This window comes from Stenotrophomonas pavanii (assembly GCF_900101175.1).
GTDB classification, from domain to species: domain Bacteria; phylum Pseudomonadota; class Gammaproteobacteria; order Xanthomonadales; family Xanthomonadaceae; genus Stenotrophomonas; species Stenotrophomonas pavanii.
In genome coordinates this window covers 398,780-411,337 of sequence record NZ_FNFQ01000003.1, presented here as the reverse complement: position 1 = coordinate 411,337, position 12,558 = coordinate 398,780, and the positions used below count along the sequence as shown (strand labels likewise).

The 12,558-nt window shown below is 68.8% G+C and carries 12 protein-coding genes; 3 read left to right on the top strand and 9 right to left on the bottom strand.

The window, feature by feature from the left end:
• Window position 1: 1 nt before the first annotated feature.
• The 4 genes from BLS66_RS08000 to BLS66_RS07985 form a co-directional block, all read right to left on the bottom strand.
• A complete protein-coding gene (locus BLS66_RS08000) occupies window positions 2-622 on the bottom strand; it encodes a LemA family protein (protein ID WP_049404134.1) in 621 nt (206 codons plus the stop codon).
• A 550-nt stretch (window positions 623-1,172) separates the two neighbouring features.
• Window positions 1,173-2,333 carry an MFS transporter gene (locus tag BLS66_RS07995; RefSeq protein ID WP_074725596.1) on the bottom strand — a complete coding sequence of 387 codons (1,161 nt, stop codon included), beginning with the start codon at window positions 2,331-2,333 and terminating at the stop codon, window positions 1,173-1,175.
• A gap of 226 nt (window positions 2,334-2,559) precedes the next feature.
• Window positions 2,560-3,309, bottom strand: coding sequence for a TerC family protein (locus BLS66_RS07990; protein ID WP_005408127.1), 750 nt, complete (start codon window positions 3,307-3,309; stop codon window positions 2,560-2,562).
• A gap of 33 nt (window positions 3,310-3,342) precedes the next feature.
• A complete protein-coding gene (locus BLS66_RS07985; RefSeq protein ID WP_049466552.1) occupies window positions 3,343-3,738 on the bottom strand; it encodes a diacylglycerol kinase in 396 nt (131 codons plus the stop codon).
• A gap of 213 nt (window positions 3,739-3,951) precedes the next feature.
• On the opposite strand from BLS66_RS07985, the gene BLS66_RS07980 reads away from it, so the two are divergent.
• On the top strand, window positions 3,952-4,653 hold the full coding sequence (locus BLS66_RS07980) for an SGNH/GDSL hydrolase family protein (RefSeq protein WP_074725595.1): 702 nt from the start codon (window positions 3,952-3,954) through the stop codon (window positions 4,651-4,653).
• Window positions 4,654-4,746: 93 nt separating this feature from the next.
• On the opposite strand, the gene BLS66_RS07975 is transcribed toward BLS66_RS07980, so the two are convergent.
• The 3 genes from BLS66_RS07975 to BLS66_RS07965 all read right to left on the bottom strand — a co-directional run bounded on the left by BLS66_RS07975 (window position 4,747) and on the right by BLS66_RS07965 (window position 7,614).
• Window positions 4,747-6,018: a sensor histidine kinase gene (locus tag BLS66_RS07975; protein WP_053462197.1), complete on the bottom strand. Its 1,272-nt coding sequence runs from the start codon at window positions 6,016-6,018 to the stop codon at window positions 4,747-4,749.
• A 153-nt stretch (window positions 6,019-6,171) separates the two neighbouring features.
• Complete coding sequence (locus BLS66_RS07970; RefSeq protein WP_002811889.1) at window positions 6,172-6,885, bottom strand: response regulator transcription factor; 714 nt, start codon at window positions 6,883-6,885, stop codon at window positions 6,172-6,174.
• Between the two features lie 87 nt (window positions 6,886-6,972).
• Complete coding sequence (locus BLS66_RS07965) at window positions 6,973-7,614, bottom strand: arylesterase (RefSeq protein ID WP_074725594.1); 642 nt, start codon at window positions 7,612-7,614, stop codon at window positions 6,973-6,975.
• A 75-nt stretch (window positions 7,615-7,689) separates the two neighbouring features.
• On the opposite strand from BLS66_RS07965, the gene BLS66_RS07960 reads away from it, so the two are divergent.
• Window positions 7,690-8,337, top strand: a complete 648-nt coding sequence (locus BLS66_RS07960; RefSeq protein ID WP_053462195.1) for an ABC transporter ATP-binding protein — start codon at window positions 7,690-7,692, stop codon at window positions 8,335-8,337.
• On the top strand, window positions 8,334-10,844 hold the full coding sequence (locus BLS66_RS07955) for an ABC transporter permease (RefSeq protein ID WP_074725593.1): 2,511 nt from the start codon (window positions 8,334-8,336) through the stop codon (window positions 10,842-10,844). Before BLS66_RS07960 ends, BLS66_RS07955 begins: the two co-directional genes overlap by 4 nt.
• Before the next feature lie 102 nt (window positions 10,845-10,946).
• On the opposite strand, the gene BLS66_RS07950 is transcribed toward BLS66_RS07955, so the two are convergent.
• Window positions 10,947-11,882, bottom strand: a complete 936-nt coding sequence (locus BLS66_RS07950) for a DUF6607 family protein (protein ID WP_074725592.1) — start codon at window positions 11,880-11,882, stop codon at window positions 10,947-10,949.
• Window positions 11,883-11,955: 73 nt separating this feature from the next.
• Window positions 11,956-12,555, bottom strand: a complete 600-nt coding sequence (locus BLS66_RS07945; RefSeq protein ID WP_049466538.1) for a ChuX/HutX family heme-like substrate-binding protein — start codon at window positions 12,553-12,555, stop codon at window positions 11,956-11,958.
• Between the last annotated feature and the right edge of the window lie 3 nt (window positions 12,556-12,558).

Sequence of the window (12,558 nt, the reverse complement as noted above, 5' to 3'; positions counted from 1 at the left end):
GTCAGTGGCCCGGCTGCGGTGCCGGCTGCTGCTGCGGCGCGTTGCCGAAATCGACCGCTGGTGCGTTGGAGATCTGCGCTTCGTTGTCCACCGTGAAGTTCGGCTTGGTCTTGTAGCCGAAGATCTTGGCGGTGACCACCTGCGGGAACGAACGGATGTAGGTGTTGTAGTCCTGCACCTGCTGGATGTAACGGCCGCGCGCGACCGTGATGCGGTTTTCGGTGCCTTCCAGCTGGGCCTGCAGGTCGCGGAAGTTCTGGTCGGACTTCAGCACCGGGTAGTTCTCGGTGACCACCAGCAGCCGCGACAGTGCGCTGCCGAGTTCACCCTGGGCCTGCTGGAACTGCTTGAGCGAGGCTTCGTCGTCGGCGTTGACGTTGATCTGGCCGACGCGCGAACGGGCGTTGGTGACTTCGGTCAGGACACGCTCTTCCTGGCTGGCAAAGCCCTTCACCGTCTGCACCAGGTTGGGCACCAGATCGGCGCGGCGCTTGTACTGGTTGAGCACTTCGGACCAGCTGGCCTTGACCGCCTCATCCTTCTGCTGGATGGCGTTGTAGCCGCAGCCGGACAGCAGGGAGGCCAGCAGCATCAGGGGCAGGACACGGGTGAACAGGCGCATGGCGGAGGTTCCGGGTGGGCTTGGCGCCGAGCATGCCATGGTCCGGGTGAAAGACCGGCCATCGGGCGCCGCCCCCTCCGCGGTGGCCATGCTCATGGATCGCCTGAGTAGTCCGGGCGGGTGGACATGGCGGGGGACGCCGTGAATCCGTCCCTGGAGGCTTAGCCGCGCCATCCATGGCGCGGATACCCCCGCCACGCCCACCCGCCCGGCCTCATACGGTTTCCTGCGCACCGCGGGAAGATCAAAAGAGAAAATCAAAAGCAAAGGCCGGTTCTTCTGGCATTCGTGTCGACCAAGGTCGACACCTGCCAGAGCGGAACGCCGTTCCGACCGATCGCGGCAATCTGTCGAAGGCGGGGTGGGTCCGGTTGAGGGGGCGTGAGCCGCATGGATGCGGCGACCGAGCTTACAAGGACGTACTTGCAGCGTCCCCCTCAACCGGACCCACCCCGCCAACCCACGGAATGCAGGCTTTTGCTTTTGCCGTTGACGTTGACGTTGATTCGGCGGGTGCAGGGCTGCAAGCCCTGCCGGAATCCAACACCCCTCAGCAGGCCTCGGCCACCGCAGTGCGCGGACGCCCCAGCCACGCCAGCAGCAGGCCCGATGCCGCCAGCAGGCCACCGGCCACCGGAATCGCGGCGTAGCCCAGGCCCGAGCTGATCACCGCACCGCCCAGCGCCGCACCCACCGCATTGCCCAGGTTGAACGCCCCCACGTTGATCGACGACGCCAGGCCCGGCGCCTCGCTGGCCACCTGCATCACCCGGATCTGCAGCGGCGGCACGAGGGCGAAGGTCGCCGCACCGAACAGCAGTACGCCCAGCGCCGCAGTGGCGTGGCTCATGAAGGCCAGCGGCAGCACGAACATCAGCACCGCCAGTACGGCCAGCAGGATGCGGGTGGCGCCATCCAGCGACCAGTCGGCCATGCGCCCGCCGATGCCATTGCCGAAGGTGAAGCCGATGCCGATCAGTGCCAGCGACATCGCGATGAAGGCATTGGAGGCGCCGGTCAATTCGGTCAGCACCGGTGCGACGTAGGTATAGAGGGTGAACATCGCACCGGCGCCGAGCACGGTGGTGGCCATCGCCAGCAGCACCTGCGGCTGCAGGATCGCCTTCAGTTCGCGGCGCACGTCCGGGCGCGGTCCCGGCGCGGACGCCGGCAGCGCGAAGCCCAACGCGGTGATTGCGATCAGGCCCAGCGCCGCAGTCCCCGCAAAGGACAGGCGCCAGCCCAGCTGCTGGCCTACCCAGGTCGCCAGCGGCACGCCGCCGATGTTGGCGATGGTCAGGCCCATGAACATGGTGGCCACGGCTGCAGCCTGCTTTTCCTTCGGCACCAGGCTGGCGGCGACCACCGCACCGATGCCGAAGAACGCGCCATGGTTGAGGCTGGTGACCAGGCGCGACAGCAGCAGCAGTCCGTAGTTGGGGGCCAGCGCGGACAGCAGGTTGCCGACCACGAAGATCGACATCAGCAGCATCAGCGAGGTGCGCTTGCCGAAACGGCCCATCAGCAGGGTCATCACCGGCGCGCCCAGCATCACGCCCACGGCGTAGGCGGTGATCAGCATGCCGGCGGTGGGGATCGACACCCCCACGCCGTCGGCGATGACCGGCAGCAGGCCCATCGGGGCAAACTCGGTGGTTCCGATGGCGAAGGCGCCAACGGCAAGCGCCAGCAAGGCGGCTCTGGAATTCATGGGGTTTCCTGGGGGGCGGGAATCGGGAGTGCGTAGCCTGCGCGCTTTGCTGCGCCGGATTAAGCCTCGGCCCGGGAAAACACTGTTGATCCTGATTCACAAGTGGACCCCGCAAATCCGCCATCCGTGCAAAAACCCCTGGGCGGTTGCAGAGCCGGGCCCCCCACAACGCAGAACCCCCGGCCGAGGCCGGGGGTTCTGCGGGACGTGTACGCCGGTGGCGTGCTTACCAGTTGCCGGCACCCGGCACGTTGTGCTCGCGGGCGCGGCGGCGCATCAGCAGGTTCAGCCACTCGACCAGCACCGAGAAGCCCATCGCAGCGTAGATGTAGGGCTTGGGCACGTGCACGTCCAGGCCGTCCAGGATCAGCACCGCGCCGATCATCAGGATGAAGGCCAGCGCCAGCATCTTCACGGTGGGGTTGGCGTCGATGAAGCGGCCCAGCGGGTTGGCGGCCAGCAGCATCACCAGCACCGACAGCAGGATGGCGGCCACCATCACCGGGATGTGGTCGGCGATGCCGACGGCAGTGATCACCGAGTCCAGCGAGAACACGATGTCGATCACCGCGATCTGCGCGATCACGTAGCCGAACACGGCCGAGGCCTTGGTGGTGCTGGGGTCTTCATCCTCGCCGCCGCTGATCAGCTCCTTGATCTCCATGCAGCCCTTGATGATCAGGAACAGGCCGCCGACGATCAGCACCAGGTCGCGGATGGAGATGCCCATGCCGGCCACGGTGAACAGGTTGGCCGCCATGTGCGCCAGGTAGGCCAGCGAGACCAGCAGGCCGATGCGGGTGATGCAGGCCACCGCGATGCCCAGCTTGCGTGCGAACGGACGACGCTCTTCCGGCAGCTTGCTGACCGCGATGGAAATGAACACCAGGTTGTCGATGCCGAGCACGATTTCCAGCGCGCTGAGCGTGAACAGGGTCACCCAGGCATTGGGGTCGGCGAGGAACTCAAAGGACATGGAAACTCTTCAAGGCAGTGGGGGAATGGGGTTTCAGCCGTAGCTGCCGGCCAGCGCGTGCGGAACCACGACCAGCGCCCAGCACAGCAGCACGTTCATCATCAGCACGAACACCGCCGCCGAGCCCATGTCCTTGGCACGGCCGGCCAGTTCGTGGATCTCGCTGCCGTAGCGTTCGATGACCGCTTCGATGGCCGAGTTGGCCAGCTCCATGGCCAGTACCAGCAGCATCGAGCCGATCAGCAGCGCGCGTTCGACCGGGGTCTGGCCCAGCCAGATCGCGGCTGGCGTCAGCAGGATCAGCAGGTACACCTCCAGCCGGAACGACGACTCGTGCAGCCAGGCGGCCCGCAGGCCCTGCCAGGACCAGCGGGCGGCCTGGAAGATGCGGCGAGGGCCGCGCGGCAGATGACCGAACTGATCAGCCACGGGTGGAACGTCCAGCAACAGGGGCGCGGCGCAGCAACCGCTCAGACGCACGGCAGGGAATCATGGGTGCACAGGAATAGGCAGACGGCCGCCATTTTGCCACAAGGCCGCCAGCCCTACCCCCGGCGGCCCGGGCGAATGGCCTGCCAGGGGCAAGCACCGGGCCGCGCCGTGCTCCTATGATGGGTCTTCCCTTGCCTGCTGGAGCGCCTGATGTCCCGTCGCCACACCTGCCTGCTGATGCTGGGCCTGCTGACTGCCGCACCGCTTGCCCAGGCCCTGGGCCCGGCCAGGCCGCCGCAGGTGCCCGAACAGGTCTCCAACGTGGCCTGGGCCGGCGACATGGCCCACTTCGCCAGCGCGGACCAGACGAACCCGCCGCCGCGCGGTGGCATCGAGTTCATCGGCAGCTCCTCCATCCGCTTCTGGGAGAGCCTGGCCACCGATTTCCCCGGCCAGCCGGTGTTCAACCGCGGCTTCGGCGGTTCGGAAGTGCGCGACAGCACCTGGTATGCCGACCGCATCGTGGTGCCGTATGCGCCGTGCAAGGTGTTCTTCTACGCCGGTGACAACGACCTCAACAGCGGCCGCAGCGCCGTGCAGGTGCGCGACGATGTGGTCGCCTTCGTGCAGCGCGTGCACCGCGACCTGCCGAAGACCCGGGTGGAATACCTGTCCATCAAGCCGAGCCCGTCGCGCGCGCACCTGCTGCCGGCGATCAAGGAAGCCAACGCGCTGATCAAGGCTGCGCTGGCCAGGCTGCCCAACACCGGCTTCACCGACATCTACACGCCGATGCTCGGCGCCGACGGCCAGCCGGATGCGACACTGTTCCGCGAAGACATGCTGCACATGACCCCGGCCGGCTACGCGATCTGGACCAAGGCGCTGGCGCCGAAGGTCCACTGCAACTGAGGGACTGCGGACGCCGGGCATGGCCCGGCGCTACCGCAACCCCATCCACGCATGGCGTGGATCTACCGAATCACGGGCAATGGGGTCGGGGGATCAGCGGAAGATCACCGTGGCCTCGGTGCCCTGCCCTGGCTCGCTGGCCAGGCTGACCTTCCAGCCGAAGCGATCACACAGCCTGCGTACGATCGACAGGCCCAGGCCGGTTCCCTGCGGGCGGCTCGGCTCGGCGCGGTAGAACGGCTCGAACGCGCGCGACAGCGCTTCGGCGGACATGCCGATGCCGCTGTCGCGCACCACCACGCGATCGTTGAGCACGTGCACGTCGATGCGCCCTTCGTCGGTGTAGCTGCAGGCGTTGCGCACCAGGTTGCTGACCACCACCTGCAGCACCCGTGGCGGTGCGTGCAGCTGCACCGGGCCTTCGCTGTGCAGGTGCACCGACACCGGCCGGTTGCCCAGCAGTTCGTTGGCGTTGTCCACCTCGTAGCGGACGATGTCGTTGACGTCGAACAGCTCGATCTGCGGTTCGACATCGGCCTCGCGCGCCAGGATCAGGAACGCATCGATCACCGCTTCCATGTCACGGCCGGCACGCTGGATGCGCTGCAGGCTGCGGCGCAGGCGTGGTTGCAGGGTCTCATCGCCCAACGCCATGTCGCTGGCCACGCGGATGACGGTCAACGGCGTGCGCAGCTCGTGGCTGGCATCGCGGGTGAAGTTGCGCTCGCGGGCCACGTGCGCGCTGACCCGGTTGGCCAGCGAATGCAGGGCGGCCGCCAGCTGCCGCGTCTCGCCCTGCATGTCCGCCGGCAGCTTGTTCGGCTCCAGATCGGCCGCTTCGGGGTGGCCCGGGTCCCAGCGCGAGACGCGCCGTGCCAGCCAGTTCACCGGCGACACCAGGCGCTTGGAGGCACGGTAGGTGACCCAGCTGGCGCCATACACCGCCAACAGGGTCAGCAGCACCGGCACGATGCCGAACCAGAACGCCAGCATCTCCGCACGCGAACGCAGGAACACCAGGTACAGGCGGCCGGCCGGACGTACATCGACCAGTACCAGCTGGTCGTCCCCGCGCAGCTCGTGGAACCCCGGCTCCAGGTTGCGCAGGTTGGCCGGCAGGGACAGCGCCGACTGCCCGCTTTCCAGCAGGTAGCCGCGGATGTTCTGGGTGTTGGGCGGTGGCTGCACCGGCGAGGCTTCGTGCAGCGTCCAGTAATAGGCCGCTTCCTCGCGCAGGGCGGCGCCGACCAGGCTGTGCTTGATCACCAGCGAAACCAGCCAGGCACCGAGCAGGATGCCCAGGCTGGCCAGAACTGCCTGCAGGATGAAGGCGATACGGATCTTGCGCGGCAGGCCGTGCGGCATTGCGGGGTCCCGGTCAGAGCGCTGCGATTATAGGCAGCGCGCTGCGCCGTAGTCGTGCACGGAGGATGACCGGCGGCAGCGCCGGCCGGTCATCCGTGCCCGGTGCGGGGTCGTTGCCCGGCCGGGCCTGATGCTGCACCGGCCTGGCCCCGATCAGGCCATCGGCTGGGCGATATCGGCAATGCGGTAACCGGCGCTCTGCACGGTGTGCAGCAGCGGACGGTCGAACGGCTTGTCGATGATCTTGCGCAGGTTGTACAGATGGCTGCGCAGGGTGTCCGAATCCGGCAGGCCATTGCCCCAGATCTCGCGTTCGATCTCCTGGCGGGTGACCACGCGCGGCGATTCGCGCATCAGGATGGTCAGCAGGCGCAGGCCGATCGGCGACAGCTGCAGCTCGGTGCCGGCGCGGGTGGCACGCATGCTGACCGGGTCGAGCACCAGGTCGGCGACCTTCAGCACTTCCGAACCGACCTGGCGGCGTTCGCGACGGATCAGCGCGCGCAGGCGGGCTTCCAGCTCCTGGATCGCGAAGGGCTTGGTCAGGTAGTCATCGGCGCCGAAACCGAGGCCGGTGAGCTTGTCGTCCAGCGTGTCGCGTGCCGTGAGCATCAGCACCGGTGTGGACTTGCGCGCATCGTTGCGCAGGCGACGGCATACTTCGATGCCATCCAGGCGCGGCAACATGAGATCGAGCACCACGACGTCATAGCTGTTCTCCGCCGCAAGGCGGTAGCCATCCAGGCCGTCCTGTGCATAGTCGACTTCGAAGCCGCGACCTTCCAGGTATTCCCCGATCATCTCGGAGATGTTGCGGTTGTCTTCGACCACCAGCACCAAGCCGGAGGTCTCCTTCGTCTGACGCATGTGATTCCCTCTAACTTCAGCTTTGTGAAACATGCCGGATCGACGGTGGACGCGATGTGAAGTTCCGTCAAGAGGGTTGTAAATCGTTCAGAGCAGGGGCCGCAGGAGCGGCCAGACGTTGTCCAGCACCCTCGGTTGCGCCTGCGCCGTGGGGTGCAGGCCATCGGCCTGCATCATGCCCGGCTGCAGGGCCACGCCTTCCAGCAGGAACGGCAGCAGCGGCACCTTGTACTGCGTGGCCAGTGCCTTGTAGGCCGCAGCCAGGCGCTGGCGGTAAGCAGGCCCGTAGTTGGGCGGCACGTCGATGCCCAGCAGCAGCACCTTGGCGCCGGCCTTCTGGCTGGCCTGCACCATCTTTTCCAGGTTGCCCTGCACCTGTGCCGGGGTCAGCCCGCGCAGCGCGTCGTTGCCGCCCAGCGCGATCACCACCACCCTCGGCTTTTCCTTCGCCAGCAGGCCCGGCAGGCGGGTCAGCGCGCCGGCAGTGGTCTCTCCGCTCATGCTGGCATTGACGATGCGCGGCGGCGTTTTCGACTGTTGCCTGACCCGCTGCTGCAGCAGGCTGACCCAGCCGGCGTCGGCGGGGATATTGTGGGCAGCACTGAGGCTGTCGCCGAGGACCAGCACCGTGCCCGCCGGGCCTTTGGCTCCGGCCAGCCCGGGCAGCACCAATCCCAGCAGCAGCACCATCATCGCGCCGGCTCGCCGGCTCCATCCCGTCTTGCGCATTGGAGTCTCCTCATCGACAGCCTGTCCCCCCGCAGCGCGCCCGTCGCCATCGCCGTCGACCAGGTCGGCAAGTCCGTGCAGGGCCCGGAGGGTGAAGTCCACATACTGGACAACATCACCCTGACCGTCCATGAAGGCACCAGTGTGGCCATCGTCGGTGCCTCGGGGTCCGGCAAGACCACCCTGCTCGGCCTGCTGGCCGGACTGGACCTGCCCAGCCGCGGCCACATCGCGCTGGCGGGCCAGAACCTGGGCGACCTGGATGAGGAAGCTCGGGCCCAGCTGCGCGCGCGCGAGGTCGGCTTCGTGTTCCAGAGCTTCCACCTGCTGCCGGCGCTGACTGCCGCCGAGAACGTCGCGCTGCCGTTGGAACTGGCCGGACGCGAGGACCGCGCACGGGTGGACCAGGTGCTGGCCCAGGTCGGCCTGGCCCATCGCGCCCGCCACTACCCGCGCCAGCTGTCCGGTGGCGAGCAGCAGCGCGTGGCGCTGGCACGTGCCTTTGTCACCCGCCCGCGCATCCTGTTCGCCGACGAACCGACCGGCTCGCTCGACCATGCCACCGGCCAGCACATCAGCGACCTGCTGTTCGAACTCAACGCCGGCAGTGGCACCACCCTCGTCCTGGTCACCCACGACCTGCGCCTGGCCCAGCGGTGCCAGTACATCCACCGCATCGATGACGGCCGCCTGCTGCCGGTCGAGCGCGGGGCGCAGGCATGAAGCTGCTGCGTCACGCGTGGCGCGCGCTGCGCCGCGAAGCGCTGGCCGGCGATCTGCTGACCGTGTTCGCTGCGCTGGTGCTGGGCGTGGCGGTGATGACCGCCGTGGGCACGCTGGTGAACCGGGTCAACCTGGCGCTGACCGGCAGCGCGGCGGAAATGCTCGGCGGTGACCTCGGCATCGCCGGGCGCGATGATCCGCCGCAGGCATTCGCCGACGAGGCGCAACGGCGTGGCCTGGCGCATACCCGCATCGCCAGCTTCGGCAGCGTGCTGTTCAACGGCGATGCCAGCCAGATGGCCAGCATCAAGGCGGTACAGGCGGGTTATCCGCTGCGCGGCACGCTGCGGGTTCGGGCCACGCCCGGCGGGGCGCTGATCGCAGGTGCCGGCATGCCGCCCAAGGGCCAGGCCTATGCCGACCCGCGCCTGCTGCAGGGGCTGGGCCTGAAGGCCGGCGATGACCTCGAATTCGGCGCCGGCACGCTGCGCATCGCCGGCATCATCGAGGCCGAGCCGGATGCCGGCGGCGACCTGCTGACCCTCTCCCCCACCCTGCTGGTCAACCGCGCCGATGTGGAGGGCACCGGCCTCCTCGGCCCCGGCAGCCGCATCAATTACCGGCTGATGTTTGCCGGACCGGCCGATCAGGTTGCCGCCCTGCGCCAGTGGCTGCTGCCGCAGGTCAAGGGCCTGCGCCTGCTGAGCGTGGACGACACCCAGCGCGGCGTGCGCCAGGCGTTCGATCTGGCCGGGCGCTTCCTCGGCCTGAGCGCGCTGCTGGCGGTGCTGCTGGCCGGTGTGGCCACCGCGCTGGCGGCCAACCGCTTCGCGCTGCGCCGCATCGACCAGGTCGCGATCCTCCGCTGCCTGGGCGCGCGCCAGCGCGACATCCTGCTGGGCCTGGCGCTGCAGCTGCTGATGCTGGCGGTGCCGGCCTGCGCGCTCGGCATCGGCCTGGGCATGGCCGCGCAGGAAGGCCTGGTGCAGGTGCTGGGCAGCCTGGTGCCGCAGCGCCTTCCGCTGCCGGAAGCGATGCCGGCACTGACCGGCGCGGGCATTGGCCTGTTGCTGCTGTTCGGCTTCGGCCTGCCGCCGCTGCTGCGCCTGCGCGGGGTACCGCCGATGCGCGTGCTCAACCGTTCCTTCGCCGCCCTGCCGCCGGCGTCGTTGCTGGCCTATGTGGCGGCGCTGGCGGCCAGCCTGCTGCTGGCGGTGCAGGTCACCGGCGATCTGAAACTGGCGCTGTGGGTGCTCGGCGGCCTGGCCGCGCTGGCGCTGGCGGCCGGTGCGGTCGGCTTCGTGCTGCTGCAGCTGCTGCGCGGCCTGCAGCACCGCCTGCATGGCCACTGGCGGCTCGGCCTGGCCGCGCTGACCCGGCGCCGGATGCTGGCAGTGATGCAGCTGGTCGGGCTGTCGCTGTCGTTGTGCGCGCTGTTGCTGCTGGCGGTGACCGGTCCCGGCCTGCTGCAGCAGTGGCGCGAGCGCCTGCCTGCGGATACGCCGAACTACTTCCTGATCAACATCCAGCCCGAGCAACGCGACAGTGTGCTGGCCGCATTGCGTGGACTGGGCGCCGGCGACGCCAGCATCGAGCCGATGGCGACCGGCCGCCTGATCGCGATCAACGGCAAGCCGCCGCTGCGCGTGGACCCGGCCGCCACCGAAGGGAACGGCACGAGCAACGGCCCCCGCGAGGACGACGACGAGAACCGGCCGTTGAACTTCAGCTGGCGCAGCACCTTCCCGCCCGCCAATGCGCTGCTGGAAGGCCGCTTCTGGCAGGCCGGCAGCACCGCGGCGGAAGCCTCGGTGGAAACCGGCTGGGCGCGGCGCTACGGCGCGCACCTGGGCGATCGCATTACGATTTCCGTAGGCGAGCAGCAGCGCGAGTTCACCGTCACCAGCATCCGCAAGGCCGACTGGAACACGTTCCGGCCGAATTTCTTCGTGCTGTTGAACCCCAACGCGGTGGGCGATACGCCGCACAACCTGCTGTCGGCCTTCCATCTGCCGTCCGGCAACGCGGCCGGGCTGGGCGAGCTGGTGCGCGCGCAGCCGAACCTGTCGCTGCTGGACGTGGACGCGGTGATCTCGCAGGTGCGCGACGTGATGGAACGGGTCGCGCAGGCGGTGCAGCTGGTGATGGTGTTCAGCCTGCTGGCCGGCGTGCTGGTGCTGCTGGCGGCGCTGCAGGCCACCGCCGGCGAGCGCCGCTACGACAGCGCGGTGCTGCGCACGCTGGGTGCGACCCGGCGCCAGCTGCGCGGTGCCGTGCTGGTGGAGTTCGGCGCGTTGGGCACGCTGGCGGCGATGCTGGCGGTGGGCGCGGCCGCAGCGATCGGTGTGGCGGTGTCGCAGAAGGTGTTCGAGCTGCCGATGCTGCCGCCGTGGCCGGGCCTGCTGATCGGCGGCGTGGTCGGCATCGGGTTGAGCCTGCTGGCGGGCTGGTGGGGTACGCGGGCGATCCTGCATACGCCGCCGGCGTTGGCGCTGCGCGAGGCCTGAATCGGTTGCGCCTCCGGACGGCGTGCCGAGCAGGCTCGGCACCCACCGGAAGCAGGTGGATGCGGTGCCGGGTACGCCCGGCACCCCTCTCCACCGCGGCGATCAGCCTTCCTTCGGCGCCTTTTCCACGTACTTGGCAAACACTTCGTCGATCTGCTTGTCCTTCACCTTCTTGCCAGACTGGATCGCTTCGGCCTGGGTGAACAGCGGAATGATCATCGCCATGCCATCGATCCTGGTCTTCAGGTGCACGCCCGGGGCCTGGCCGAGGAAACCGTCCCAACGCTGGCGCACCTTGGCCCAGTAACCGGCAGTGGCCTTCCAGTAGTCACGCGCCGGGGTGAAGTCGACCTCGGTGGTCTTCACGTAGTCGTTGAAGCCGAACTCGCGGGCGATCTCCACCTGGCTGCCGTCGGCGTTGCGCTGCACCTTGGTGTTGAACTGCTCGTGGGTCCAGCCATTGGGCGTGAGCGTGTGGCGGTTGACCACGGCCAGCGCGTTGTAGTCGCTGCGCCTGGTGTACTCGCGGCGCGGCAACGGGCGCCAGCTCAGGTCACTGGTCCAGCTCGGCACGTTGTTGGTATAGGTCCATTTGCCGGTGCCGCAGTAGCGCGGTGCGTCGCTCACTTCGTACACGCACTGGGTCCAGGCGCCGTCGTTCACCGCTGCGGGAATGCGGCGCACCTGCCAGGTCTGGTCGGCGCTGAACTCGAAGCGGCTGGGTGCTTCGTAGACCCAGTCCTGGCGCCAGTGCTTGGTGATGTGGCCGCTCTTCTCATCCAGCAGCAGGTGCTGCAGCACGATGCGCTTCGGCGTGTCCTCGACCACGATCACCAGCTCGTTGCCGCCGCTGCGCATCGCCGGGGCGCGCTCGTAGCCGGGCCTCAGCAGCACGGTCTCGTCGAATGCGAAATCGACGGTGTACTCGCCCTGCAGGGCAAGGATGCTGTCGTGGTCGCGGGCGACATCGGAGGGCTGCGCGCTGGCCACGCCGCCGGTGGCGAGCAGCAGCAGGACGCTGGCTGTCTGGAGCTTCATCGGGGTCTTCCTTCGGGGTTGCAGATGTAATGAGAGGCCATCGGCGGCCAACGGACATTCGGCCCGCCGCCGATCACAGGCGGATCAGTGGCGGCTCGCCGGGCAGGCGCGCCGCAGGTCGACGTGCGGCATCGGCGCAGCAGCAATCGTCGACGACCAGCTCGCCTTCGGCGCCTTCCAGGCGCGCAATACGTCGCGCGGCGGTCGCGCCCAGCGACGACAGCGTCGACAGGCTGGCCGCCAGCGTGCGGCCGTCGTCGGCGGCATGCAGGCGCAGCGCACACAGCCGCCAGCGCTGGCCACCGAGATGGCCGGCCAGGCGCCGCCACAGGCGCTCGCCGACACTGCCCTCGCTGTCGTGCGCCGGGCCCGGCGGCAGCGCCGCGACCAGCCGGTCCCAGGCCAGGAAATCGCTGTCGGGCAGCAGGTACAGGCGCCACACGCAGCGGCCGCGGCCATCGAGGAAGCACAGGCTTTCGCGCAGGCCTTCGCTGTCCACGCCCTGGCAGGCGTGCACGCGTACGGCCTGCCGCCAGCCCCCCAGCTCGTTGCCATCGGCGTGGTACAGGCACAGCACGGTGCCGAGCGTGGCCAGCTGTGCCGGGGTCGGCCAGGCCGCGCTGTGCAGCGCGGCGATGGTGTCATTCCTGCGTGCGGACAGTGCTCGGCTCATGGG

Excerpts from the sequence above, each read along its gene's own strand:
- BLS66_RS08000 (WP_049404134.1), bottom strand. The coding sequence starts at position 622 with ATGCGCCTGTTCACCCGTGTCCTGCCCCTGATGCTGCTGGCCTCCCTG.
- BLS66_RS07995 (WP_074725596.1), bottom strand. The coding sequence starts at position 2,333 with ATGAATTCCAGAGCCGCCTTGCTGGCGCTTGCCGTTGGCGCCTTCGCC.
- BLS66_RS07990 (WP_005408127.1), bottom strand. The coding sequence starts at position 3,309 with ATGTCCTTTGAGTTCCTCGCCGACCCCAATGCCTGGGTGACCCTGTTC.
- BLS66_RS07980 (WP_074725595.1), top strand. The coding sequence starts at position 3,952 with ATGTCCCGTCGCCACACCTGCCTGCTGATGCTGGGCCTGCTGACTGCC.
- BLS66_RS07975 (WP_053462197.1), bottom strand. The coding sequence starts at position 6,018 with ATGCCGCACGGCCTGCCGCGCAAGATCCGTATCGCCTTCATCCTGCAG.
- BLS66_RS07970 (WP_002811889.1), bottom strand. The coding sequence starts at position 6,885 with ATGCGTCAGACGAAGGAGACCTCCGGCTTGGTGCTGGTGGTCGAAGAC.
- BLS66_RS07965 (WP_074725594.1), bottom strand. The coding sequence starts at position 7,614 with ATGCGCAAGACGGGATGGAGCCGGCGAGCCGGCGCGATGATGGTGCTG.
- BLS66_RS07955 (WP_074725593.1), top strand. The coding sequence starts at position 8,334 with ATGAAGCTGCTGCGTCACGCGTGGCGCGCGCTGCGCCGCGAAGCGCTG.
- BLS66_RS07950 (WP_074725592.1), bottom strand. The coding sequence starts at position 11,882 with ATGAAGCTCCAGACAGCCAGCGTCCTGCTGCTGCTCGCCACCGGCGGC.
- BLS66_RS07945 (WP_049466538.1), bottom strand. The coding sequence starts at position 12,555 with ATGAGCCGAGCACTGTCCGCACGCAGGAATGACACCATCGCCGCGCTG.